The organism is Streptomyces sp. NBC_00704, assembly GCF_036226605.1.
Taxonomy (GTDB): Bacteria; Actinomycetota; Actinomycetes; order Streptomycetales; family Streptomycetaceae; genus Streptomyces.
Map to the genome: position 1 here is coordinate 2,221,428 of NZ_CP109000.1, position 22,852 is coordinate 2,244,279.

Consider the following 22,852-nt stretch of genomic DNA (forward strand, 5'->3'; position numbering starts at 1 on the left):
GAATGTAGCGGAGAGTAAGCACCCGGTCGCAAATCTCCGCTTTCATTCATCCGATCGTGTGAGGATTGGCCGTGGGGCTGACGCGGAGCGCACGGACGTACAGTGGCTTGGGCGCGCCACGCGCCTGACGACTTTCAGGGAGGCGCTTGCCGTGAGCGAGTTGCGGTTCGTCCGGATGGGGTTCGGCGAGAACGCCGTCGACTACCAGGAGGCGTGGGACGAGCAGCGCCGGGTGCACGCGGCGCGGTTCGCCGACGAGGTCCCGGACACCGTGCTGCTCCTGGAGCATCCCCCCGTCTACACGGCCGGCCGGCGCACGACCCCCGACGAGCGCCCCCTGGACGGCACGCCGGTCGTCGACGTGGACCGCGGCGGCAAGATCACCTGGCACGGCCCCGGACAGCTGGTCGGCTACCCGATCCTGAAGCTGCCGCGCCCGGTCGACGTCGTCGCGCACGTGCGGCGCCTGGAGGACGCCCTGATCCGGGTGTGCGCGGAGTTCGGCCTGGAGACGTCCCGGGTCGAGGGCCGCAGCGGGGTGTGGGTGCTCGGCGACCCCGTGGAACGGCGCCCCTCGCTCGGCGGGCTGTCGCTGGACTTCGACCCCCGGCTCACCGACGAGGAGTTCGACCCGCGGCTCAACGGCCCCGAGTACGCCCCGTCCAACGCGGGCCAGCGGCGCGAGGACCGGAAGATCGCCGCGATCGGCATCCGGGTCGCCAAGGGCGTCACCATGCACGGCTTCGCGCTCAACGTGAACCCCGACAACAAGTGGTTCGACCGGATCATCCCGTGCGGGATCCGGGACGCGGGCGTCGCCTCGCTGGCGAACGAGCTGGGCCGGGACGTCACGATCGAGGAGGTCCTGCCCCTCGTGGAGCGGCACCTGGCGGACGTCCTGGAGAACGCGGAGCCGAAGCCGCGCGAGATCGAGCGGGCCTCGGCCTGATCGCGGTCGGCACCGCCGCCGGACTTTCAAATCCACGGGCGTACGCTTGAGCACGCCGAAGAATCAATCGCTAGGGAGCCGGTCGTGTCCGCAGTCGCACCCGACGGACGCAAGATGCTGCGCCTGGAGGTCCGCAACAGCCAGACCCCCATCGAGCGCAAGCCCGAGTGGATCAAGACCCGGGCGAAAATGGGTCCCGAGTACACCGCCATGCAGAAGCTCGTGAAGAGCGAGGGCCTGCACACGGTCTGCCAGGAAGCCGGCTGTCCCAACATCTACGAGTGCTGGGAGGACCGCGAGGCGACCTTCCTCATCGGCGGCGACCAGTGCACCCGGCGGTGCGACTTCTGCCAGATCGACACCGGCAAGCCCGAGGCGCTCGACCGGGACGAGCCGCGGCGCGTGGGCGAGTCCGTCGTCACGATGGACCTGAACTACGCCACCATCACCGGCGTCGCCCGCGACGACCTCGCGGACGGCGGCGCGTGGCTGTACGCCGAGACCGTGCGCCAGATCCACGCGCAGACGGCCGGGCGCGAGGCCGGGCGCACCAAGGTGGAGCTGCTCGCCCCGGACTTCAACGCCGTGCCCGAGCAGCTCGCGGAGGTCTTCTCCGCGCGGCCCGAGGTCTTCGCGCACAACGTCGAGACCGTGCCGCGGATCTTCAAGCGGATCCGCCCCGGCTTCCGCTACGAGCGTTCGCTGGGCGTCATCACGGCGGCCCGCGACCACGGCCTGGTCACCAAGTCGAACCTGATCCTCGGCATGGGCGAGACCCGCGAGGAGGTGAGCGAGGCGCTGCGCCAGCTGCACGAGGCCGGCTGCGAGCTCGTCACCATCACGCAGTATCTGCGCCCCTCGGTGCGCCACCACCCGGTGGAGCGCTGGGTGAAGCCGCACGAGTTCGTGGAGCTGAAGGAGGAGGCCGAGCAGATCGGCTTCTCCGGCGTGATGTCGGGCCCGCTGGTACGGTCCTCCTACCGTGCCGGGCGCCTGTACCAGATGGCGGTCGAGAAGCGCGGTTCCTTCGTCGCCACCCAGGCCGTCTGACGCGACGTCACCTCTCTTGCGCCGTACGGCCGCAAGCCCAGTGTGTGAACTCGCGCACAAGCAGCTACTCGCCAGTAGTGACCGATTCGACGCGGTCCCGGCCGTCCCCGCAGATGAGGACGTACGCCGGGGCCGCGTCAGCGTTTCGGCCCCCCGCACCGAGGTTTCATTCGGGTTTGACCGGTCGGTCACGCCCTGGTAACACCAAACAGTGACGCTGGTATCACGTCACGTAGGAACCGTCCCGAACCACCCGTGCCCGAACCTTGTCCGAGGGGGACACCCGCCATGCAGGCCGCGCCCGTTCGCGCCACCGCGATCCCGACCTTCAGCACCGCACTGCGCGCCGTCGAGTCGCTGCTCCTGAGCAGTGGCCAGCGCACCGCCCGACGCAACGCCTGGACCTCCGTCCTGGAGGACCGCCGTCGCGCCAAGGACCGGGTCGAGGCGCAGCGCGTCCTCGAAGCGGTCACCTCCGTCCGCCACTGACCCACCCCTCCCCGCAACTCCCCACACCTCCCCACCCTCTCCGCCCCGCCTCCCCGCCCCTCCCCTCCTGCCGTCGTAGGCGCTTCCCGGGACACGTAGACTTCGTGGCATGGCGAGAAGTGACAGCGCGGCGGACGCCGCTAACCCCGGGCGACTGAAGCAGATCGCCCTGACGTTCAAGATGACCCGCAAGGCCGACAAGACGATCGCTTTCGTTCTCGCGGGTGTCTTCCTCCTCACCTTCGGCGTCTTTCTCGCGATCGGCTTCCTGATCGGCCACCCGGTCTACCTGGGCATCTTCGGTGTCCTGCTCGCCTTCCTCGCGACGGCGATCGTGTTCGGCCGCCGGGCCGAGCGGGCCGCCTTCGGTCAGATGGAGGGCCAGCCCGGCGCGGCCGCGGCCGTCCTGGACAACATCGGCCGGGGCTGGACGACCACCCCCGCGGTCGCGATGAACCGCAGCCAGGACGTCGTCCACCGGGCCGTCGGCAAGGCCGGCATCGTCCTGGTCGCCGAGGGCAACCCGAACCGGGTGAAGAGCCTGCTGGCCGCCGAGAAGAAGAAGATGAACCGCATCGTCGCGGACGTCCCCGTGCACGACGTGATCGTCGGCACCGGCGAGGGCCAGGTCGAGCTGAAGAAGCTGCGCACCACCCTGCTGAAGTACCCGCGCGTCCTGGCGGGCCCCCAGGTCACCGCCACCAACGACCGGCTGCGCGCCCTGGGCGACCTGATGAGCAACATGCCGCTGCCGAAGGGCCCGATGCCCAAGGGCATGCGCCTGCCGAAGGGCGGCGGCGGCAAGGCCCGCTGAGCCGACGCGGCACACAGCACGCAGCACCAGGAAGGGGCGCCCGGAGTGATCCGGGCGCCCCTTCCGCGTACCGCCTCCGCGTAAGCCTTACGGCCTTGGTGGCCTCACGGCCTCCACGTACCGCCCGGCCTCGTGCGGGTCGCGCGGGCGGCCGACGCGCGGCTCAGCCGCGGACCTCCACCGTGCGGGCCAGCCGGTCGTGCAGACCGCGCCCGTCGCGGTCCCAGACGAGGGCCGGCACAGCCAGGCACAGCAGGACCGTGCGCACCGCGCAGCGCAGGGGGCTCACGGCGCCGGTGTCGACGGAGACCACCCGCAGCCGGAACAGGCGCTTGCCCGGAGTGAAGCCGATGGTGCCGACGGTCAGCAGGCTCATCACGAGGAAGACCAGCAGCGCCCAGTTGCCGGTCGCGGGCCGGTAGCCGTCGGTGATCAAGCTGTATGCGATCAGCACGCTGAGGCCCCAGTCCACGGCGAGCGCGCCCAGCCGCCGGCCGGGACGGGCGATCGAGCCCGGCCCCTCCTGCGGCAGTCCGAGCTGTTCACCCCGGTATCCGAAGTCGACACCGGCGTCCTCGGCGGCCGCGCGGGGGCCCGAGAGCCACGAGCCGATTGCATCCCTGTTGTCCACGCGTCCACGGTACTGCGCGCGTTTCGCGATACGGACACGTGGGGTACACCGGGCAGGGTCCGGTTAACTTGTGCGAAACAAATGGGTCACGCACGAGAAATCAGCCGTCCCTAGGGTCGACGACAGCGTGTGCCACCGCACTGGCCGCACGAACGAACTACCACCCCGGCTCGACGGCCGGGAGTAGGAGGAGCTGGATGTTCCAGAACGCCGACGAGGCCAAGAAGTTCATCGCGGACGAGGACGTCAAGTTCGTCGACGTCCGCTTCTGCGACCTGCCGGGCGTCATGCAGCACTTCACGCTGCCCGTCGAGGCGTTCGACCCGGACGAGGAGCTGGCCTTCGACGGCTCGTCGATCCGCGGCTTCCAGGCCATCCACGAGTCCGACATGGCGCTGCGCGCCGACCTGTCGACCTCGCGCGTGGACCCGTTCCGCCGCGACAAGACGCTGAACATCAACTTCTTCATCCACGACCCGATCACGGGCGAGCAGTACTCCCGTGACCCGCGCAACGTGGCGAAGAAGGCGGAGGCCTACCTGGCGTCGACCGGTATCGCCGACACCGCGTACTTCGGCCCCGAGGCCGAGTTCTACGTTTTCGACAGCGTGCGCTTCCAGACGTCCGCGAACGAGTCCTTCTACCACATCGACTCCGAGGCCGGCGCCTGGAACACCGGTGCGCTCGAGGACAACCGCGGTTACAAGGTCCGCTACAAGGGCGGCTACTTCCCGACCCCGCCGGTCGACCACTTCGCCGACCTGCGTGCGGAGATCTCCCTGGAGCTGGCCGCGTCCGGCCTCCAGGTCGAGCGCCAGCACCACGAGGTGGGCACCGCCGGCCAGGCCGAGATCAACTACAAGTTCAACACGCTGCTCGCCGCGGCCGACGACCTCCAGCTCTTCAAGTACATCGTGAAGAACGTCGCCTGGCGCAACGGCAAGACCGCCACCTTCATGCCGAAGCCGATCTTCGGCGACAACGGCTCGGGCATGCACGTCCACCAGTCGCTGTGGACCAACGGCTCCCCGCTGTTCTACGACGAGGCCGGCTACGCGGGCCTGTCGGACACGGCCCGCTACTACATCGGCGGCATCCTCAAGCACGCCCCGTCGCTGCTGGCCTTCACGAACCCGACGGTGAACTCCTACCACCGCCTGGTCCCGGGCTTCGAGGCGCCGGTCAACCTGGTGTACTCGCAGCGCAACCGCTCCGCGGCCATGCGCATCCCGATCACGGGCTCCAACCCGAAGGCCAAGCGCGTCGAGTTCCGCGCGCCCGACGCCTCCGGCAACCCGTACCTCGCCTTCTCGGCCCTGCTCCTCGCGGGCCTCGACGGCATCAAGAACAAGATCGAGCCGGCCGAGCCGATCGACAAGGACCTCTACGAGCTGGCCCCCGAGGAGCACGCGGGCGTCGCCCAGGTCCCGACCTCGCTCCCGGCCGTCCTGGACCGCCTGGAGGCGGACCACGAGTTCCTGCTCGCCGGCGACGTCTTCACGCCCGACCTGATCGAGACGTGGATCGACTACAAGCGCACGCACGAGATCGCCCCGCTCCAGCTGCGTCCGCACCCGCACGAGTTCGAGCTGTACTTCGACGTGTGACCGGACCGGGCCCGCGGGCCCGCCGCGACGCCCCCGTCCTGTTTGGCGGATTCTCGGGGTCCTCGCAACACCTGATGGCTTATGCGGCCGTCAGTAGATCACGCAGGCGCTCGGCTGGGGTTCTCCAGCCGAGCGTTTTGCGTGGCCGGCCGTTGAGTTGCTGGGCAACGTGTTCGAGGTCTGCGGGACTGTGCGCGGAGAGGTCGGTGCCTTTGGGGAAGTACTGCCGCAGCAGGCCGTTGGTGTTCTCGTTCGATCCGCGCTGCCAGGGCGAGTGGGGGTCGCAGAAGTAGACTGGCACGCCGGTGGCCACGGTGAACTGCTTGTGCGCGGCCATCTCGCAGCCCTGGTCCCAGGTCAGCGAGCCACGCAGGTGCTCGGGCAGGGTCTGGATCAGCGGCACCAGCACATCGCGGACTTCCTCGGCCGTGTGCCCGCCGGGCAGATGTCCGAGCAGGACGTAGCGGGTGGAGCGCTCGACCAGGGTCACTATCGCGCTCTCGCTGCGGGGGCCGACGATCAGATCGCCTTCCCAGTGGCCAGGAACAGCCCGGTCCTCGACCTCCGGCGGCCGCTCGGAGATCATCACCATCTCGTCGACGAAGCGGCGAGTGCGCTGCTCCGGGCTGCGGTGGGGCTTGCGGCGGGTGCGTCCGGTGCGCAGCGCCAGGGCGACCTCGCGGCGCAGTCCGCCGCGGGCCTGGACGTAGATGGCCTGGTAGATCGTCTCCGGACTCACGCGCATGCTCTCGTCGTCGGGGAACTCGATGAGCAGAGCGTGGCAGATCTGCTCGGGCGACCAGCGTTCCTGGAGCTTGGCCGTAGCGAAGTCGCGCAACGCTCCTTCCCGGGCCAGCTTGGAGTCCTTTGGACGCGACCGGCTCTTCGCCCATGCCCGCTGGGCTTGGTGCGGCCGGTAGACGCCGTTGACCGCACGGGCGTCGATCTCACGCTTGACGGTGGAGGCCGGCCGGCCGAGTGCCCGTCCGATCGCGCGCAGCGAGCGGCCCTCACGGCGCATGTCGGCGATCAGCTCCCGCTCGGCCACGGTGAGGAAACGGGGGTGCAGCCCGGCCTCGACCGCGGCAACGGACGGCTTCGACGCGGCAGTAACGATGGTGATCACACCGGTCGTATAGTCGATCAGGCGGCCGTCTGCATGCAGGCGCGAGTGGCCGATCTGCCGGATCCCTTGGTCCCAGTCCCGAGCGGTGCGCTCGTGGACGCCGACCTGCGCGGCGGCATCGCGGCGATGGACTCCGGCCGCACGCAGCCGCTCGTACTCCGCCCGACCGGGATGCCCGGATGTGCCGGGCTTGCCGCGACCTCGGACACCAGCCTGACGGGCCCATCCGAACGCCGTATTGCGGTTCACTCCGACTGCGCGAGCGGCAGCGGTGATGCCGCCGTCCTCCCGATCCAGCGCCTCGAAGAACTTCGCCTTCAGCACCTCAAAATCCACGATCCCCGCAACTCCCTGAACTCCAGGGTGTTGCGGGGATCAATAGAACCCGCCGTTTCTCAGGACGGGGGCGTCGTCGTATGGTTCTGGGCACGGCTGTTCGAGAACGGGTGACGGGGAGAGACGGGGATGCCCGAACAGGACGACACGGAGCGGGAGTTCGACCTCAAGTGGGCCGACTCCGCCCCGCACAAGGAACCCTCGGCGCGGGCCCGGATGCTGGCCGCCCGGTGGAAGGAGAACCCGCCTGAGCCGGTGCCTTTCCGGGGCGACCCCGGCCCGGTGGCCCGGCGGCGCTCGTCGTGGCTGTCGACGGCGCTGGTGCTGGGGTGCGTGGTGGGGCTGATCGTGCTGCTGGGATGGGTGCGCTTCCGGGCGCCGTACTAGAACATCGCGCGATGCCCGATACCGCCGGGGTTGTCGGCCGCGCGGTGCTATTTTTGTGGCCCTTCGCTCACCGTCGGTATCCGCGACGGCATCGAGAACGGTTGGTCCGGTGACAACAGCCCGCCCCGCGCGCACCGCCGTCGTCGTGACAGCGCTCCCTGTGGAGTTCTCCCCGCTGCGGGACCGTCTCGGGGCCGCCGGGGCCCGGCACACGGGGCAGCTCAGGGCCGGCAGCACCGTGGTGCAGACGTTCGAACTCGACGGCGCCTACGCCTCGTGGACGGTGCATCTCGCCCAGGTGGGCATGACGAACGTGGTCGCGGCCCTCGGCACGCACGGCCTTCTGGAGGTGCTGCGCCCGGACGTCGCGCTCCTCGTCGGGATAGCCGGCAGCCTCAAGGAGGACGTCCCGCCCGGCGACGTCGTGGTCGCGACCAAGGTGTACGAGATCCACGGTGCCAAGGTGACGGCGGCGGGCCGAGGCGCGCGTCCCGACGCGGTGGAGACCTCGCACGCCCTGAAGCAGACGGCCCTGTACGCGCGGGTCGGGGCCGTCTGCCACTTCAAGCCGATCGCCTCGGGGGACGTCGTGCTCGACGCCGGCGACGGGGACATCCGCAGCCGGCTCGAGAGCACCTACCAGGACGCCGTGGCCCTGGAGATGGAGGGCTTCGGTTTCTGCATGGCGGCGCAGCGCCACCGCACGGAGGCCCTGGTCGTCCGCGGGATCAGCGACCGTGCGGACGGCGGGAAGGGCGCCGCCGACGCCGGGGGCGGCCAGCAGACGGCGGCCGCCCGCGCCGCCGAGGTGGCCGTCGCCGTCCTGCTGGAGCACCAGCCCGAGAGCGTGCGCCGGACGGAGGGCTTCGGCGAGGTGTCGCCACCCCCCTGGGGAGGCCCGACGCCGGGGGGCGATGCCGACGACGGACACGGAGGCGCCCGCGGCGCCACGGGCGGAAGTGGAGCCGGTGGCGGGAGCGGCGCGGGTGGCGGGAGCGGAGCCGGTGACGGAAGCGGGACCGGTGACGGAAGCGGCACCGGCGGAGGAAGCGGAACCGGTGACGGAAGCGGCACCGGCGGAGGAAGCGGAACCGGTGACGGAAGCGGCACCGGCGGAGGAAGCGGGACCGGTGACGGATGCGGCACCGGAAGCGGAGCCGGCAGCGGGACCGGTGGCGGCAGCAGGACCGGTGGCGGGGGCGAGGCCGGTGGCGGCAGCGGGACCGGTGGCGGGGGCGAGGCCGGTGGCGGGGGCGAGGCCGGTGGCGGGGGCGGGGGCACTGTCGTGGGGGGCGTGGGGGGCCGCGGGGGCGGGGGCGGCTGGAGGAGGCCCCGGCTCCGGCCTCGGACGCCGGGGTCCGGTGCGCGCTCGAGCCGTTTCAAGGGGCGGGCGAAGCTCGCCTGGCTCCCGGTCGCCGCGGTGGCGGTCACGCTCGGGATCGTCCTTCAGTCGTGCGGCAACGGTGCGGCCGGCTCCGACGACGGCAAGGAGTCCTCCGCGCCCGTCGTCCCCGCACTCGCGGCCTGTGAGCGGGCGGACGCCGCTCCGCTGGTCGTCGCCGCCTCCGCCGACAAGTCGGAGCCCATGCGGCGCGCGGCCCGGACCTACGGCAACCGGGCCGCCGGAGGATCCTGCCTGGCGGTGAAGGTGGAGGAGCGCAACTCCGGCGAGGCGATGCGCGCGCTCGTCGACGGCTGGAGCGAGTCGGACGGGACCAAGCCGGACGTGTGGGCGCCCGCCGGGAACAACTGGCTCTCGCTGGCGCGGGCCGGCGCGAAGGGGGCGAACGCGAAGCAGTTCCCCGCCCGGGCGCAGTCCATCGTGCAGAGCCCGCTGACCGTCGCCATGCCCAAGCCCATGGCCGACGCCCTGAACTGGCCCGAGGCCCGGTTCACCTGGGGGCAGCTGGCCCAGTGGGCGCAGCACGCCGACGGGTTCTGGGCGGCTCGCGGGAAACCGGAGTGGGGGTCGTTCAAGCTCGGCAAGACCAACCCGAAGTACTCCACGTCGGGGCTCAACGCGACCGTGGCCGCGTTCTACGCCAAGACGGGCACCAGCGGCGAACTGGGCGTCCCGCACATCGAGAACGCCGGCAACCAGAAGTTCGTCAAGAGCATCGAGCAGGCCGCCGTCCACTACGGCGACACCACCCTGACCTTCCTCGCCAACCTCCGTGAGGCGGACCGGAGCAGTCCGCAGAAGGCCATGTCGTACATCTCCGCCGTCACGGTGGAGGAGAGCAGCGTGGCGGCCTACAACGCGGGCTACCCCTGCGGCGCGCTCAGCGCGGACAAGGAGTGCGGCAGGACGGCGCCGCCGGACACCCCGCTGGTCTCCTTCTACCCGAAGGACGGGGTGCCGTTCTCCGACCACCCGTACATCGAGCTGAACGGGATGGACTCGGCCCGCAAGGCGGTCGCCGACGACTTCCTGCGGTACCTGCAGAGCCCGGCGGTCTTCGACGCGCAGTTCGCCCCCTACGGCTTCCGCACCCACACGGGCGCGGTTCCCGCGAAGTCCGCGCTGCTCACGGAGGCCAACGGCATCCCCGAGGCCGAGTTCACCCACATGCCGATGCCCAGGGGCGACGTCCTGGCCCGTCTGCTGCGGCTCTGGCCCGATCTGCGCCGGCCCGCCAACGTCTGCATCCTCATCGACACGTCGGAGTCGATGAACAAGGTGATCCCGGGGACCGGCGACTCCAAGCTGACGCGCCTCCAGCAGGCCGGGCCCAGGCTGTTCGGCGAGTTCACCGCCGCCGACCGGGTGGGTCTGTGGAAGTTCTCGGACGCCTTCACGCTCGGCGGCCGCAACGACTACAAGGAACTGGTGCCGCTCGGCCCGTACCGCGCGCGGATGGCGGGGAGCAGTCGCGCGGAGCTGCTGGCCGAGAACGTCGAGAACCTGACGGCGGAGGGCGCGACCGGTCTCAACGACAGCCTCGACGCCGCGCTCAAGGCCATGCGGGCCCACTACGATCCCCGGGCCATCAACGCGATCGTGCTGCTGACCGACGGGTTCAACGAGGACGGCGACAGCCTGTCCGACGCGGCGCTGGAGCGGGAGATCAAGGATCCGGCGCAGCAGCGGATCCGCGTCTTCACCATCGCCTACGGCAGCGAGGCCGACCCCAAGGACCAGCAGGGCAGCAGCGCGCTGAAGGAGATCGCCAAGGCCGGCGGCGGGAAGTACTACGACGCCAAGAGGGCCGAGACGATCGACCAGGTCATCACCAGCGTGATCTCCAACTTCTGACCCGTGTTCCTTTGCCTCCCGAAGGAGGTATCGGGGGCCGCGCATGGCGGGCGCGGGCGCACAATGGGCGGTGGGACGAGTGCCTGACTGCGGGGTGGTGCAGATGCGGAGCCGTTTCCGGAGCGACCGTGGACTGACCGTGCGGATGACGGTCACCCTGTTCCTGCTCGGACTGCTGTACGTGGGGTTCGTCGTCGCGCTGATCGTGCTGCTGAAGTCGTGGCTGCTGGTCGTGGTGCTGATCGCCGCCATGTTCGTGGCGCAGTTCTGGTTCTCCGACCGGATCGCCCTGTTCGCGATGCGCGGGCGGGTCGTGGAGCGGGAGGAGTATCCCGAGCTGCACGCCGTCGTGGACCGGCTGTGCGCCCTGTCGGACATGCCCAGGCCGGTCGTCGCCGTCTCGACCATGGACATGCCGAACGCGTTCGCCACCGGGCGCAGTCCTCGCAAGGCCGTGGTGTGCGTGACGACGGGGCTGCTGGACCGGCTGGACCCGGCGGAGCTGGAGGGCGTGCTCGCGCACGAGCTGTCGCACGTGGCGCACAAGGACGTCGCCGTGATCACGGTCGCCTCGTTCCTGGGGGTGATCGCGGGGCTGATCGTGCGGTTCGCGTTCTACTCGCAGGTCTTCGGCGGCGGCCGCCGGGACCAGAACACGGCCGCCGTCTTCGCCGCCGTGATGGGGGTGTCGGCCGCCGTGTACGCGCTCAGCTTCCTGCTGATCAGGTCCCTGTCGCGGTACCGGGAGCTGGCCGCCGACCGCGCCGCCGCCCTGCTCACCGGACGGCCGTCGGCGCTGGCGTCCGCGCTGGTCAAGGTGTCCGGCGACATCGCCCGCATCCCGACCGAAGACCTGCGCACCGCGCAGGCCTTCAACGCGTTCTACTTCACCCCGGCCACCGGCAGGGAGCCCGGCATCGAGCGCTTCTTCTCGACCCACCCGAGCCTGGAGCAGCGCCTCGGCCGGCTGGAGCGGATCTCCGCCGAACTGGGCGAGCCGGCCGCGCCCGGGAAGGCCGGCTGAACGGCATGGGGCTGCTGGACATCCTGCTCGGCCGGACCAGGCCGGTCGCCGCGGACCTCGACCGGCTGTTCGCGCTGCCGTCGGCGGCGGTGACGCTGGAGGCGGCCGCCGGATTCACGCCGACCGGTCGGGGCGCGGTGTGTTTCGCCACCGTCGAGGGCTCGGCGTTCGAGCAGACGCACCGCGAGGTCCAGGCGCTCCTCGACGCGGACACCGGGCGCACCGGCCCCGCGGTGCGGCTCGTGCGGGACGACTACGGCTACTCCTGGCTCGTCTCGCAGCGCGCGCCAGGTGAGTTGCCGGCGCTGGTCAACGATCTGCACGCGGTGAACAGCGCGATGGAGGCGGGCGGCTTCGGGCCGCAGCTGCTGTGCTCCCTGGCCGGGTTCGAGGACGGGGCCGCGGGCGATGCGGGAGGGCGCCGGCTGGGGCTCGTGTACCTGTACAAGCGCGGTTCGTTCTACCCGTTCGCGCCGCTGCCCGGCACCGGGCGACGGCGCGACAACGCGCTGGAGTTGCAGGTGAAGGCGGCGCTCGGGAACGACCTGCGGATCGAGCAGGACCTCAGCCGCTGGTTCCCGGTGTGGGGCGCCCCGGGCCTGTAGGCAGCCGGGGCCCGGCGCACCCTGAGGGCGCACCGGGCCGGCGGACGGTTCCGGCGGGTCGCGGCCGGGTCACGTGCCGCGTTCGCGCTCCTGGCGGCGGGACTCCAGGGGGCGTTCACGGCGGTAGCGGCGCTCCCACCTGGCCTGCGTGTCACGGCGCTGACGGTAGGCCTTGTACGAGGTGGGTGCGGGGGCCGCGCTCGGGGCGGGTCCCGCGGACGGGGCGGACGGCGTCGACGTCGCCGACGTCCCGAGGCCGTAGCGCACGTACAGGAAGAGGACGGCGACGGCGGCGAGCCAGTACAGCGGGTTCCCGAACCCCAGGACCACCAGGACGACGGCCGCGGAGAGGACGACGGTACCCATGGTGTGCCTCCTTCCTGGGCGGCGGACGGTGACCGAGCGTTGCGACAGGGGCGCTGCCGCGCCTCCAGGGTAGGGAAACGGTCACTCACCGTGCACCTGGTTTTCCGTGGGCCCGTTCGCGCGACGGCTGGAGTTCAGACGCGGGGCGAGGCGGCCATCCGGCCGTGGCGCACGGGCAGCGGCTCGGGCGGCACCCCGCGTACGGCCCCTGGGCAGCCGGTGACGTCGTCGCGCGTGAGGGCGGTTGTCAGCGGGGTCGGGGAGGATGCGGTCAGGAGCCGATGACGGACGACGGGACGACGGGGTCGGGCCCGCCGGGCGCCGGGGCGGCTGGACACGACGGGCGAGGGCGGGCGGAGGCCGGGATGGGCGAGGCACAGCGGTACATCGGCGGGGCGGAACGGCGGGCGAGGCTGGCCCTGCGGCACCGGCTCGCCCCCGAGGCGCGGGCCGCGACGCCCGAGGAGGTGGCCGGCTCGCTCGTGGCGCTGCACGGCTCCGACCCGGTGACGGTCTATCTGGCGGTCGGCGCCCGCCTCGCCGACGCGCAGGTCACCGTGCCTCAGACGGACCGGGCGCTGTACACGGACCGCAGCCTGGTGCGGATGCACGGGATGCGGCACACGGTCTTCGTGTTCCCGGCGGAGTCGACGGCCGTCGTGCACGCCTCGACGGGCCTCGCGGTGGCGGCGCGCGAACGGGCCAAGCTGGTGAAGGACATGGCGACGGCGGGGGCCCCGGACGCGGTCTGGCTGAAGGAGGTCGAGGAGTCCGCGCTGGCCGCCCTGGCCCGGCTCGGACAGGCGACGGCCGCCGAACTGGCCCGCGAGGAGCCGCGGCTGCGCGAGCAGTTCGCGTACGCGGCCGGGAAGCCGTACGAGGGCGTCCACACCGTCGTGTCCCGGCTGCTGAGGGTGCTGGGCGTCGAGGGCAAGGTGGTCAGAGGACGTCCGCTGGGCTCCTGGACGTCCAGCCAGTTCCGGTGGGCCCTCGCCCCCGAGCATCGCGAACTCCCGCCGGAGCAGGCCCAGTCCGAGCTGCTTCGGCGCTGGCTCGCGGCGTGCGGCCCGGCCACGGAGGCCGACCTGAAATGGTGGACCGGCTGGCGGGTGACGGACGTACGGCGGGCGCTGAAGGCGATCGGGGCGCAGGCGGTGACCCTCGACGAGGGCACGGGACACGTCGTCGACGGCGACGCGGACAACGCGCCCGCGCCCGCGGCTCCGTGGGCGGCCCTGCTGCCGGCGCTGGACCCGACGGCGATGGGCTGGCAGGGCCGGGACTGGTATCTGGCGCCCGGGTTGCGTTCCGCGCTGTTCGACTACAGCGGCAACGTGGGGCCGACGGTGTGGTGGGACGGCCGGGTGGTCGGCGGCTGGGCTCAGCGCGCCGACGGGGAGATCGTGTGGCGGATCCTGGACCAGGAGGGCGTGGGCCGCGAGGCGTCGGCGGCGATCGAGGCGGAGGCGGAGCGGCTGGCGCAGTGGGTCGGCCCGACCCGGGTGACGCCGAGGTTCCGGACGCCGCTGGAGAAGGAGCTGGCGAGCTGAGAGGCGCCGGGTAAGCGGCGCCGAGTGCCGGGCGCCGTCCGCACGACGGCGCCCGGCACCCCGCTCAACGGCTCAGCAGCTCGCCGGCCCGTCGGCTCACCGGCTGTAGCGCATCAGCGCCCGCACCATGTGGCAGGTCGTGTCCGACGGCGGGTGCACGCCGATGAGTTGCGCCGTGCTGCGGATCTTCTCGTTGCGGGCCTGGTTCGGCATGTAGACGCCGAGGTCGAGCAGTGCGATGGCGAGACGCATCGCCTTGAGACGACGGTTGTGCGTGACGTACCAGTCGCGAGGCCTGCCGGGGGGCAGCGGCCGCTTCTCGACGGGCACGCAGGGCAGGTCGAGCGGGACGGAACGCTTCGCGGTGGACTGGGTCGCGGACGGCTTCGGCTTCAGTGCGGCAGCGGGCACAGGCATCCTCCTGTCGCGGTCAGGGTCCGGTCCGGCGCCTCCGGCGGACCCTCGAACACTGCTTCTATTCTACTGCCCACCACTGACAAAAGCCCCTGATCACATGGGCTTTGAGGCCGGTTTCGGGCTACCGTGGCGGGCATGGAGATCTGGATCAATCCCGCCTGTTCCAAGTGCCGCAGCGCCCTCACGCTCCTCGACGCGGAGGGCGCCGACTACACCGTCCGCCGCTACCTGGAGGACGTGCCGAGCGAGGCCGAGATCGCGGAGGTGCTCGACCGTCTGGGCCTGGAGCCGTGGGACATCGTCCGCACCGGCGAGGCCGCCGCCGGCGAACTCGGCCTGAAGGACTGGCCGCGGGACGCGAGCTCGCGCGGACGCTGGATCGGCGCCCTGGCCGCGCACCCGAAGCTCATCCAGCGGCCGATCATCACGGCGGACGACGGCACCGCACTCGTGGCCCGCACGGACGAGGCGGTGCGGGACGCGCTGTCCCGCTGAGCCCGCCCGAGGCCCCGGCGCCGACCCGCCCTCCGAGCGGCCGGAGTGACCGCCTTCCCCTCACGGCGGGAGCAACCGCCCCTCGTCCGACGGGAGTCGAGGCTGTGACGCACGTCACCAGGAAACACCCTCGTGACAAGTGAGCAGCCTCGTTCGGTATCTCGTACATAGCGGCGTACGCTCCCCTATCCGTCAGGAGGCGCGCATGTCGCGCAGGAGAACAGTCGCCACGAAGAAGAAGATCGCGCTGCTCGTCAGCGCGGCGGCGGTCGCGGGCGCCGGGGCCTTCGTGATGGCGAACACCTCGAACGCCGCCCAGACGCCGCAGAACGCGACGCCGCTGTCGGCCGCGAACTCGACGGTCTGTCAGGGACTCGCCACCGCGCTCGGCAACAACCAGAAGTTCATCGACGGTCAGCGGGCCGCTCCGGACGCGCAGTCCGAGGCGCGGATCGCCAACCGCGAGGCGGTCATCGCGCAGATCAAGGTCCAGCAGAAGGCGTCCGGGTGCGCCGTCGGGGAGTCGGCTCAGGACTCCCAGGCGGGCGGCTCCCAGACGGGCGGGGCACAGCAGGGCGGGGCACAGCAGGGCGGGGGGCAGGCCCAGCCCTCGCAGGCGGCCTCCGCCCCCGCGGGGAACGGCGGCAACGCCGGGAACGCCGGGAACGCCGGGAACGCCGGGAACAACGGCGCCGCGGGAAACGGTGGCGCCGCCTCCGGCCGCCAGGTCTGCAACGGTTCCACGGTCACCCTGTCGGGCGAGGCCGGCGCCCCGGCGGCGTCGAGCAACCAGTTCCCGGCCGGGACCAAGCTGAAGGTCACCAACCTGGACAACAACAAGTCCACGACCGTCGAGGTGACCTCGGTCTCCGGCAGTTGCGCCCTGCTCAACAACGCGGCCTTCGAACAGGTCCGCGAGCCCGGCAAGTTCCTCATCCGGCGGGCCCTGATCGAGAAGGTGGGGTGAGGCTCAGCCGTCGAGGAAGGCGATGACCCGGCGGGCCGCGTCCTCGGGGAGGGCGGACGGCAGCGCGTGGTGAGAGACGTCCGGGACGACGACCGTCTCCAGATCGCGCACCGCCGCCCTCGCCCGGGCCGCCGGCCCGTATGCGAAGGGGTCCGCCCCACTCGGGAGGAGCCGAGGGCGCGCCGAGGTCCTGCTGTTCGCGGCCACGAGCAGCAGGACCGGCGAGTCCAGCCCTCGCAGGGCCTCGGGCCGCGGGCGCGAGCCGGTCACCGGCCGACGCGCCGGGAATCCGGCGGCCGCCTCCTGCAACCGCAGACAGTCGGGGTCCAGTCCCGCCCCGCCGGTCTCCCACTCCAGGAAGGCGCGCACCCGGCGCGGGGTGGGCCGCACCAGCATCGGCAGGGCGCGCAGCAGGTACGTCGTCGCGAACCCGGCGAAGCACTGGGTCGGGTCGAGGAGGAACAGGCGACGCACCCGCTCGGGGGCGCGCAGCGCGAGGCGGAGCGCGAGCCAGCCGCCGTAGGAGTGGCCGCCGACGTCCGCGCGGTCGACGCCGAGGCCGGTGAGCACCGCGTCCAGCCAGGCGTCGAGGTCGGCGAGGGTGCGCACCCCGTCGCCGGTGCTGCGGCCCGCCGCCCCGACGAGATCGAGGGCGTACACCCGCCGCACCCGCGCGAGACCGGCCGCCTGGGCGTACCAGGACGCCGAGGTCGCTCCCCCGCCGCCCGGCAGGAGCAGCACCGGGGGCGCGTCGCGCGGGCCACAGGCGTTGACGTACGCGGCGCCGTACGGGGTGGGGACCCGGACGGCCTCGCGGTCGGCCGGCCATCTGGCCATGACGGTCTCGTAGGCCGCCTGGAAAGCCTCGTCGTCGTACGCGTTCATGAAGCCCCGCTCCCCTGCCTTCCGATATCATCTCGCTCAGCGAGAGACTCGCTGAGCGAGATGATAGCCGAGGGAGCGCCGCGGTATGCCGTCCGACGACCCGCACCTGGAGACCGTGCACCTGCTGCGCGCGGCGACGGTCGAACTCGGGCTGCACAGCGCCCGGTTCGCCCAGCACAACGGCATGCACCCGACGGACGTGCGCGCGCTGATCGTCCTCATGGACGCGCGCCGGGCCGGCGAGGAGACGACGACGGGGCGGCTCGGGGCCGCGCTCGGCCTGAACTCGGCGGGCACGACGGCCCTCGTCGACCGGCTGGAGCGCGCCGGGCACGCGCGGCGGGTGCGCGGCGCCGCGGACCGCCGCCGGGTCGTCGTCGAGGTCGACGAGCGCGCGGTGGAGCTGGGCCAGGCATTCTTCGGTCCGCTCATCGCGCGCGTGGCCGGCCTGCTGGAGGAATACGACGAGCGCGAGCGGGCCGCGATCCACGGCTTCCTGGAGGGCGTGCGCCGGGCCGCGGCCGAGGCGGGCTGACACACCGACCGTTCTCTCCCGGGCCACCTCTCCCCCGGCGGCGTCCCGTCGCGTGAGGCCGGCCACACCAGCGCCAGGTAACACGGGGTTCACATTCGAGCAATGACCGGGAAATCGCCTGTTGACAAGCTTCGGGACAAACAGGCGGCGCCCCAGTGCCGCAGCGCCGCAGCACCCGCACGTGCGTCAGACACACCCCGAAGGAAGTGGCCCGTGACCTTCAAGGCTGAGTACATCTGGATCGACGGCACCCAGCCGACGGCGAAGCTCCGTTCCAAGACGAAGATCATCGAGGGCGCTCCCGCCGGTCTCGACGCGCTGCCGATCTGGGGCTTCGACGGGTCCTCCACGAACCAGGCCGAGGGCCACGCCTCGGACCGCGTCCTCAAGCCGGTCTTCACCTGCCCGGACCCGGTCCGCGGCGGCGACGACATCCTCGTCCTGTGCGAGGTCCTCAACATCGACATGACGCCGCACGAGTCCAACACCCGTGCCGCGCTCGCCGAGGTGTCCGAGCGGTTCGCCGCCCAGGAGCCTATCTTCGGCATCGAGCAGGAGTACACGTTCTTCCAGGACGGCTACCCGCTCGGCTTCCCCAAGGGCGGCTTCCCCGCCCCGCAGGGCGGCTACTACTGCGGCGTGGGCGCGGACGAGATCTTCGGCCGCGAGGTCGTCGAGGCGCACCTCGACAACTGCCTCGCCGCCGGTCTCGGCATCTCCGGCATCAACGCCGAGGTCATGCCCGGCCAGTGGGAGTTCCAGGTCGGTCCGCTGGCCCCGCTGGAGGTCTCCGACCAGCTGTGGGTGGCCCGCTGGCTGCTCTACCGCACCGCCGAGGACTTCGGCGTCGCCGCGACCCTCGACCCGAAGCCGGTCAAGGGCGACTGGAACGGCGCCGGCGCGCACACCAACTTCTCCACCAAGGCGATGCGCGAGGGCTACGACGCGATCATCACCGCGTGCGAGTCGCTCGGCGAGGGCTCCAAGCCGCTCGACCACGTCAAGAACTACGGCGCCGGCATCGACGACCGTCTGACCGGTCTGCACGAGACCGCCCCGTGGAACGAGTACTCCTACGGCGTCTCCGACCGCGGCGCCTCGGTGCGCATCCCGTGGCAGGTCGAGAAGGACGGCAAGGGCTACATCGAGGACCGCCGCCCGAACGCCAACGTCGACCCGTACCTGGTGACCCGGCTGATCGTGGACACCTGCTGCTCCGCGCTGGAGAAGGCCGCCCAGGTCTGATCCCCGCACGTGTCACGAGGGGCGCCCGCCGACTGTCCGGCGGGCGCCCCTCGCCGTCGCTCCGGGGCCGGCGCCGCGCCGGGGGCGCGTCCACGCTGTGAGAGGAGGCTCCTGCGACGGGCGGGCGTCTGCTTCAATGGGGGCATGGTCGGCTTCCAGAAGAACACCGCGACGGGTCGCCTCGACCTCGAGCCGTTCTGGCCCTCCCGTCAGCACCACGACTTCGACCGGGTGTGTTGCCGCGCGACGAACGCGCGGGCCCTCTAAAGCCGTACACCCGGCCTTCGGCCAGCGCGCACGACGTACGTCCTCGACGAGCCCGATCACGCATCGCGGCCGTCGTCCTCCCCGACGAACTCCTCGCGCGAAAGAGCTGACGTCTCATGGCGACCACCCGTACCCTCTCCTCCGCTCCCGCCCTCCCCGCCGCCGCCCCGGCCGGCGCCGCCCGTCACCGGCTGCGCGCCGTCGACCGGGACGAGGTGGTCGACGTCGCGGACTTCCTGCCGCCCGGCGCGACCTGGCTGCCCGCCCCCCAGCACACCCTGCCCGCCCTGCCGGGCCGGCCGCCGATGGTCGGCTACCTGGTGCTCGTGCCCGCCGACCGGCAGCCGCCGTTCCTGCCCGTGGCAGTGCCGGAGCGGCCCGCGGCCGACGAGGCCGGGCCCGACGGACACCCGCTCGTGCGGATCGACACCGTGCAGCGCACCGCCGAGGTGGACGGGCGCCGACTCGACCTCACCTACCTGGAGTTCGAACTGCTCGCGCACCTCGTGGCGCACCCGAACCGGGTGCACACCCGCGACCAGCTCGTCACCACCGTGTGGGGCTACGGCCACGTCGGCGACGGCCGCACGGTCGACGTCCACATCGCCCGGCTGCGCCGCAAGCTGGGCGCCCAGCACCGTCAGTCCATCCAGACGGTGCGCCGCGTCGGCTACAAGTACACCCCGCCGGTCACCCGCTGACCCGCCCCCTCTGCCGACGGCAGAGGGCGGTTGGCTTCCGGGCGCGCACCGGGCACAGTCACCGGCATGAGACTTCTGGTGCTGGGCGGAACGGAGTTCGCGGGACGGGCCGTCGTGGAGGCGGCCCTCGCACGCGGCTGGGACGTGACGGTCCTCAACCGGGGACGGCAGGCCGCCGCCCCCGGCGTCCGGTCGCTGACCGGCGACCGGACCGCGCCCGGCGGCCTGGCCGCGCTCGACGCCCCCGGCGAAGGCGACTGGGACGCCGTCGTCGACACGTGGTCGGCGGCCCCGCGCGCGGTGCACGAGGCGGCGCGGCTGCTGCGCGGCCGCGCCCGCCGGTACGTATACGTCTCCAGCTGCTCGGTGTACGCGTGGGCCCCACCCGCCGGGTACACCGAGGACGCGCCGGTCGTCGAGGGCGCCGCGCCCGACGCCGGGCAGAGCGACTACGCGCGGGACAAGCGCGGCGGCGAACTGGCCGCCCTCGACGGATTCGGCGAGCGCGACAGCGTCCTCGTACGGGCCGGGCTGCTCCTCGGTCCGTACGAGAACGTGGGCCGGCTGCCCTGGTGGCTGACCCGGATCGCCCGCGGCGGCCCGGTCCTCGCGCCCGGCCCGCACGACCTGCCCCTGCAGTACGTCGACGTCCGCGACCTCGCCGGGTGGATCCTGGGCGCGGTCGAGCAGGAGCTGAGCGGGCCGTACAACCTGATGAGCCCGCAGGGCCACACGACGATGGGCGGGCTGCTGGAGGCGTGCGTGCGGGCCACCGGCTCGGACGCCGAACTGCGCTGGACGGCGCCGCGGACCGTGCTCGACGCGGGCATCGAGCCGTGGACCGAGCTGCCCGTGTGGGTGCCGCCGGGCACCGACCTGCACGACGCCCTGCACGCGGCCGACGTCTCGCGGGCGGTCGCCGCGGGGCTCGTCTGCCGTCCGGTCGGGGAGACCGTCGCCGACACCTGGAGCTGGCTGGCGTCGATCGGCGGCGTCGCGCCCCAGCGTCCCGACCGGCCCCGCAGGACGCTGGACCCGGAGGTCGAGGCGAAGGTCCTCGCGGCGGGCGGCGGCGCGGGCACGGGGGGTGTATCTGGCACCACCTCCTGAGCGGGGACCTCGGCCCCGTGACCGCCGCTCGGCGGTCCGCGAGACTGACGCCATGAACGCCAACACGCAAAGCGGCAGCATGGGCACGCAGGCCCGGGCGGCGGCGCTCGCCTCCGGCCGGTCCCTCCTCCTGGCCCTGGTCTGCCTGCCCGAGGCCATCCTGTGCTACACGGTCGCCGTCGTCTCGATCGCGCTCGTCCCGGTCGTGGGGGTCGGGCTGGTCACGACGCCGTGGGCGCTCACCTGGGTGCGGTCCTTCGCCGACCGGCGCCGGGCCCTCGCGGAGAAGTGGTGCGGCATACGCATCCCGTCCGCCTACCGGCCGGTGCCGCGGGACGCGAAGCCGTGGGTGCGCGCGTCCGCGATGCTCCGGGACCCGGCGACCTGGCGTGATCTGCGGTGGCTGCTGGTCGACATGACGGCCGGATACTTCACCGCGCTGCTGCCGGCCGCGCTGGCCCTCTACGCGGTGGAGGGCTTCGCGCTGGCGGCGGGGATGTGGCGGGTGTACCGCAACGCGACCGGCGACACCTACTGGTACGGCTTCGTGCCGGTCACCGACCAGGCGTCGGCCTTCGGCGCGGCGGCCCTGGCCTGCGTGCTCCTGGCGCTCGCCTACTTCCACACCCCGCGCCTGCTGACGAACCACTTCCGCCTCACCCGGTCCTTGCTCGCCCCCAGCCAGGCCGAACTGACCGAGCGCGTAAGGGTGTTGACCGAGACCCGGCGGGACGCCGTGGACTCCTCCGCCGCCGAGCTGCGTCGCATCGAGCGGGATCTGCACGACGGCGCCCAGGCCCGGCTGGTGGCGATGGGCATGGATCTCGGAACCGTCGAGATGCTCGTCGACAAGAACCCCGAGAAGGCCAAGGAACTCCTCGCGCAGGCCCGCCGGTCGTCCGCCGAGGCGCTCGGCGAACTGCGCGACCTGGTGCGCGGCATCCATCCGCCGGTGCTGGCCGAGCGCGGACTGGGCGACGCGGTGCGGGCGCTGGCGCTGCGGCTGCCCATCGCGACGGAGGTCGAGGTGGAGCTGCCGGGCCGGGCGCAGGCGCCGGTGGAGTCGGCCGCCTACTTCGCGGTGAGCGAGGCGCTCACCAACGCCGTCAAGCACTCCGGCGCCGACCGGATCTGGGTGGACCTGCGGCACTCGGACGGCAGTCTGCGGATCTCGGTCACCGACAACGGCAGGGGCGGCGCGGTGATCGGGGCGGGCTCGGGCCTGACCGGACTCGAACGGCGGCTCGGTACATTCGACGGTGTCCTGGCCGTCGGCTCGCCCGCCGGCGGTCCCACCATGGTGACCATGGAGATCCCTTGCGTGTTGTCCTAGCCGAAGACCTCTTCCTGTTGCGGGACGGTCTCGTCCGGCTGCTGGAGGCCTACGACTTCGAGATCGCCGCCGCCGTCGAGTCCGGGCCCGAACTGGAGCGGGCCCTCGCCGAACTGGAGCCGGACGTCGCCGTCGTCGACGTCCGGCTCCCGCCCACGCACACGGACGAGGGGCTTCAGTGCGCGCTGGAGGCCCGCCGCAGGCGGCCGGGGCTTCCGGTGCTCGTGCTCTCCCAGCACGTCGAGCAGCTGTACGCGCGCGAGCTGCTCGCCGACGGCAGCGGCGGGGTCGGCTACCTGCTGAAGGACCGGGTCTTCGACGCGGAGCAGTTCGTGGACGCGGTGCGGCGGGTCGCCGCGGGCGGCACGGCGATGGACCCGCAGGTGATCCAGCAGTTGCTGGCGCGGCGGGCCAACGACGGCCGCGGGCCGGTGGACCGGCTCACCCCGCGCGAACGGGAGGTGCTGGAGCTGATGGCGCAGGGCAGGTCGAACGGGGCGATCGCGGGCAGCCTGGTGGTCACCGAGCGGGCCGTCGCCAAACACACCGCGAACATTTTCGTGAAGCTGGGCCTGGAGGTCTCGGACGACGACAACCGCAGGGTGCTGGCGGTTCTGGCCTATCTGGACCGAGGTCTGTGAGTGATCAACTGCAGCTCGCTGTGAGGGGTTTGCGGAGGTTTTGTCGCAGCGGGCTCTCATGAATTT

The 22,852-nt window shown here is 72.2% G+C and carries 24 protein-coding genes; 19 read left to right on the top strand and 5 right to left on the bottom strand.

The window, feature by feature from the left end; all coding sequences use genetic code 11:
• The first annotated feature begins 151 nt into the window (after positions 1 to 151).
• The 4 genes from lipB to OG802_RS09840 all read left to right on the top strand — a co-directional run bounded on the left by lipB (position 152) and on the right by OG802_RS09840 (position 3,302).
• Positions 152 to 949: a lipoyl(octanoyl) transferase LipB gene (gene lipB, locus OG802_RS09825; RefSeq protein WP_329409156.1), complete on the top strand. Its 798-nt coding sequence runs from the start codon at positions 152 to 154 to the stop codon at positions 947 to 949.
• Between the two features lie 84 nt (positions 950 to 1,033).
• The gene (gene lipA / locus OG802_RS09830) at positions 1,034 to 1,999 is read left to right on the top strand and encodes a lipoyl synthase (protein WP_329409158.1); all 966 of its coding nucleotides are present in this window, start codon (positions 1,034 to 1,036) and stop codon (positions 1,997 to 1,999) included.
• 288 nt (positions 2,000 to 2,287) lie between these two features.
• Positions 2,288 to 2,488, top strand: coding sequence for an SCO2195 family GlnR-regulated protein (locus OG802_RS09835; protein ID WP_329409160.1), 201 nt, complete (start codon positions 2,288 to 2,290; stop codon positions 2,486 to 2,488).
• A gap of 109 nt (positions 2,489 to 2,597) precedes the next feature.
• Entirely contained in the window at positions 2,598 to 3,302 is a 705-nt protein-coding gene (locus OG802_RS09840; protein ID WP_329409161.1) for a DUF4191 domain-containing protein, read from the top strand.
• A gap of 163 nt (positions 3,303 to 3,465) precedes the next feature.
• Here the strand turns inward: OG802_RS09840 and OG802_RS09845 are convergent, their stop codons facing one another.
• Entirely contained in the window at positions 3,466 to 3,933 is a 468-nt protein-coding gene (locus OG802_RS09845) for an RDD family protein (RefSeq protein ID WP_329409163.1), read from the bottom strand.
• Positions 3,934 to 4,130: 197 nt separating this feature from the next.
• On the opposite strand from OG802_RS09845, the gene glnA reads away from it, so the two are divergent.
• A complete protein-coding gene (gene glnA, locus OG802_RS09850) occupies positions 4,131 to 5,540 on the top strand; it encodes a type I glutamate--ammonia ligase (RefSeq protein WP_329409165.1) in 1,410 nt (469 codons plus the stop codon).
• Between the two features lie 79 nt (positions 5,541 to 5,619).
• Here the strand turns inward: glnA and OG802_RS09855 are convergent, their stop codons facing one another.
• Entirely contained in the window at positions 5,620 to 6,813 is a 1,194-nt protein-coding gene (locus OG802_RS09855) for an IS30 family transposase (RefSeq protein ID WP_329416962.1), read from the bottom strand.
• Between the two features lie 318 nt (positions 6,814 to 7,131).
• Here OG802_RS09855 and OG802_RS09860 point away from each other — a divergent pair, with 318 nt between their 5' ends.
• The 4 genes from OG802_RS09860 (at position 7,132) to pspAB (ending at position 12,274) form a co-directional block, all read left to right on the top strand.
• The gene (locus tag OG802_RS09860) at positions 7,132 to 7,389 is read left to right on the top strand and encodes an SCO2583/SCO2584 N-terminal domain-containing protein (protein WP_329409167.1); all 258 of its coding nucleotides are present in this window, start codon (positions 7,132 to 7,134) and stop codon (positions 7,387 to 7,389) included.
• Between the two features lie 145 nt (positions 7,390 to 7,534).
• On the top strand, positions 7,535 to 10,645 hold the full coding sequence (locus tag OG802_RS09865; RefSeq protein ID WP_329409169.1) for a phosphorylase family protein: 3,111 nt from the start codon (positions 7,535 to 7,537) through the stop codon (positions 10,643 to 10,645).
• Positions 10,646 to 10,748: 103 nt separating this feature from the next.
• Complete coding sequence (gene htpX / locus OG802_RS09870) at positions 10,749 to 11,669, top strand: zinc metalloprotease HtpX (RefSeq protein ID WP_329409171.1); 921 nt, start codon at positions 10,749 to 10,751, stop codon at positions 11,667 to 11,669.
• 5 nt (positions 11,670 to 11,674) lie between these two features.
• Positions 11,675 to 12,274, top strand: a complete 600-nt coding sequence (pspAB, locus tag OG802_RS09875) for a PspA-associated protein PspAB (RefSeq protein ID WP_329409173.1) — start codon at positions 11,675 to 11,677, stop codon at positions 12,272 to 12,274.
• A gap of 69 nt (positions 12,275 to 12,343) precedes the next feature.
• Here pspAB and OG802_RS09880 read toward each other — a convergent pair whose 3' ends face one another.
• Positions 12,344 to 12,640 (bottom strand): hypothetical protein, encoded by a 297-nt coding sequence (locus OG802_RS09880; protein ID WP_329409175.1) that lies wholly within the window; start codon positions 12,638 to 12,640, stop codon positions 12,344 to 12,346.
• A gap of 365 nt (positions 12,641 to 13,005) precedes the next feature.
• Here OG802_RS09880 and OG802_RS09885 point away from each other — a divergent pair, with 365 nt between their 5' ends.
• Entirely contained in the window at positions 13,006 to 14,190 is a 1,185-nt protein-coding gene (locus tag OG802_RS09885; RefSeq protein ID WP_329409176.1) for a winged helix DNA-binding domain-containing protein, read from the top strand.
• 96 nt (positions 14,191 to 14,286) lie between these two features.
• Here OG802_RS09885 and OG802_RS09890 read toward each other — a convergent pair whose 3' ends face one another.
• Positions 14,287 to 14,601: a hypothetical protein gene (locus OG802_RS09890; protein ID WP_329409177.1), complete on the bottom strand. Its 315-nt coding sequence runs from the start codon at positions 14,599 to 14,601 to the stop codon at positions 14,287 to 14,289.
• 141 nt (positions 14,602 to 14,742) lie between these two features.
• Between OG802_RS09890 and OG802_RS09895 the strand changes: the two genes are divergently transcribed.
• Together OG802_RS09895 and OG802_RS09900 are read left to right on the top strand one after the other, a co-directional pair.
• Positions 14,743 to 15,102: an arsenate reductase family protein gene (locus OG802_RS09895; protein WP_329409179.1), complete on the top strand. Its 360-nt coding sequence runs from the start codon at positions 14,743 to 14,745 to the stop codon at positions 15,100 to 15,102.
• A 205-nt stretch (positions 15,103 to 15,307) separates the two neighbouring features.
• A complete protein-coding gene (locus OG802_RS09900) occupies positions 15,308 to 16,069 on the top strand; it encodes a hypothetical protein (protein WP_329409180.1) in 762 nt (253 codons plus the stop codon).
• A gap of 3 nt (positions 16,070 to 16,072) precedes the next feature.
• Here the strand turns inward: OG802_RS09900 and OG802_RS09905 are convergent, their stop codons facing one another.
• Positions 16,073 to 16,954 (bottom strand): alpha/beta fold hydrolase, encoded by an 882-nt coding sequence (locus tag OG802_RS09905; protein WP_329409182.1) that lies wholly within the window; start codon positions 16,952 to 16,954, stop codon positions 16,073 to 16,075.
• An 85-nt stretch (positions 16,955 to 17,039) separates the two neighbouring features.
• On the opposite strand from OG802_RS09905, the gene OG802_RS09910 reads away from it, so the two are divergent.
• The 7 genes from OG802_RS09910 (at position 17,040) to OG802_RS09940 (ending at position 22,786) form a co-directional block, all read left to right on the top strand.
• Positions 17,040 to 17,489 (top strand): MarR family winged helix-turn-helix transcriptional regulator, encoded by a 450-nt coding sequence (locus OG802_RS09910; RefSeq protein ID WP_329409184.1) that lies wholly within the window; start codon positions 17,040 to 17,042, stop codon positions 17,487 to 17,489.
• Between the two features lie 213 nt (positions 17,490 to 17,702).
• The gene (gene glnII, locus OG802_RS09915; protein WP_329409185.1) at positions 17,703 to 18,734 is read left to right on the top strand and encodes a glutamine synthetase; all 1,032 of its coding nucleotides are present in this window, start codon (positions 17,703 to 17,705) and stop codon (positions 18,732 to 18,734) included.
• Positions 18,735 to 18,878: 144 nt separating this feature from the next.
• Positions 18,879 to 19,001, top strand: a complete 123-nt coding sequence (locus tag OG802_RS09920; RefSeq protein ID WP_329409187.1) for a hypothetical protein — start codon at positions 18,879 to 18,881, stop codon at positions 18,999 to 19,001.
• Positions 19,002 to 19,117: 116 nt separating this feature from the next.
• Entirely contained in the window at positions 19,118 to 19,702 is a 585-nt protein-coding gene (locus tag OG802_RS09925; RefSeq protein ID WP_329409189.1) for a winged helix-turn-helix domain-containing protein, read from the top strand.
• Between the two features lie 66 nt (positions 19,703 to 19,768).
• Entirely contained in the window at positions 19,769 to 20,812 is a 1,044-nt protein-coding gene (locus OG802_RS09930) for an NAD-dependent epimerase/dehydratase family protein (RefSeq protein ID WP_329409191.1), read from the top strand.
• 52 nt (positions 20,813 to 20,864) lie between these two features.
• Positions 20,865 to 22,145, top strand: a complete 1,281-nt coding sequence (locus tag OG802_RS09935; protein WP_329409193.1) for a sensor histidine kinase — start codon at positions 20,865 to 20,867, stop codon at positions 22,143 to 22,145.
• Positions 22,130 to 22,786 carry a response regulator transcription factor gene (locus OG802_RS09940; RefSeq protein ID WP_329409195.1) on the top strand — a complete coding sequence of 219 codons (657 nt, stop codon included), beginning with the start codon at positions 22,130 to 22,132 and terminating at the stop codon, positions 22,784 to 22,786. Before OG802_RS09935 ends, OG802_RS09940 begins: the two co-directional genes overlap by 16 nt.
• Positions 22,787 to 22,852: the final 66 nt, after the last annotated feature.

Bases quoted from the DNA above. Each gene is read 5' to 3' on its own strand.
- OG802_RS09835 (WP_329409160.1), top strand. From the start codon at position 2,288: ATGCAGGCCGCGCCCGTTCGCGCCACCGCGATCCCGACCTTCAGCACC.
- OG802_RS09900 (WP_329409180.1), top strand. From the start codon at position 15,308: ATGTCGCGCAGGAGAACAGTCGCCACGAAGAAGAAGATCGCGCTGCTC.
- OG802_RS09860 (WP_329409167.1), top strand. From the start codon at position 7,132: ATGCCCGAACAGGACGACACGGAGCGGGAGTTCGACCTCAAGTGGGCC.
- OG802_RS09925 (WP_329409189.1), top strand. From the start codon at position 19,118: ATGGCGACCACCCGTACCCTCTCCTCCGCTCCCGCCCTCCCCGCCGCC.
- glnA (WP_329409165.1), top strand. From the start codon at position 4,131: ATGTTCCAGAACGCCGACGAGGCCAAGAAGTTCATCGCGGACGAGGAC.
- OG802_RS09920 (WP_329409187.1), top strand. From the start codon at position 18,879: ATGGTCGGCTTCCAGAAGAACACCGCGACGGGTCGCCTCGACCTCGAG.
- OG802_RS09880 (WP_329409175.1), bottom strand. From the start codon at position 12,640: ATGGGTACCGTCGTCCTCTCCGCGGCCGTCGTCCTGGTGGTCCTGGGG.
- htpX (WP_329409171.1), top strand. From the start codon at position 10,749: ATGCGGAGCCGTTTCCGGAGCGACCGTGGACTGACCGTGCGGATGACG.
- OG802_RS09905 (WP_329409182.1), bottom strand. From the start codon at position 16,954: ATGAACGCGTACGACGACGAGGCTTTCCAGGCGGCCTACGAGACCGTC.
- OG802_RS09840 (WP_329409161.1), top strand. From the start codon at position 2,598: ATGGCGAGAAGTGACAGCGCGGCGGACGCCGCTAACCCCGGGCGACTG.
- OG802_RS09935 (WP_329409193.1), top strand. From the start codon at position 20,865: ATGAACGCCAACACGCAAAGCGGCAGCATGGGCACGCAGGCCCGGGCG.
- OG802_RS09930 (WP_329409191.1), top strand. From the start codon at position 19,769: ATGAGACTTCTGGTGCTGGGCGGAACGGAGTTCGCGGGACGGGCCGTC.
- OG802_RS09885 (WP_329409176.1), top strand. From the start codon at position 13,006: ATGGGCGAGGCACAGCGGTACATCGGCGGGGCGGAACGGCGGGCGAGG.
- OG802_RS09895 (WP_329409179.1), top strand. From the start codon at position 14,743: ATGGAGATCTGGATCAATCCCGCCTGTTCCAAGTGCCGCAGCGCCCTC.
- pspAB (WP_329409173.1), top strand. From the start codon at position 11,675: ATGGGGCTGCTGGACATCCTGCTCGGCCGGACCAGGCCGGTCGCCGCG.
- OG802_RS09910 (WP_329409184.1), top strand. From the start codon at position 17,040: ATGCCGTCCGACGACCCGCACCTGGAGACCGTGCACCTGCTGCGCGCG.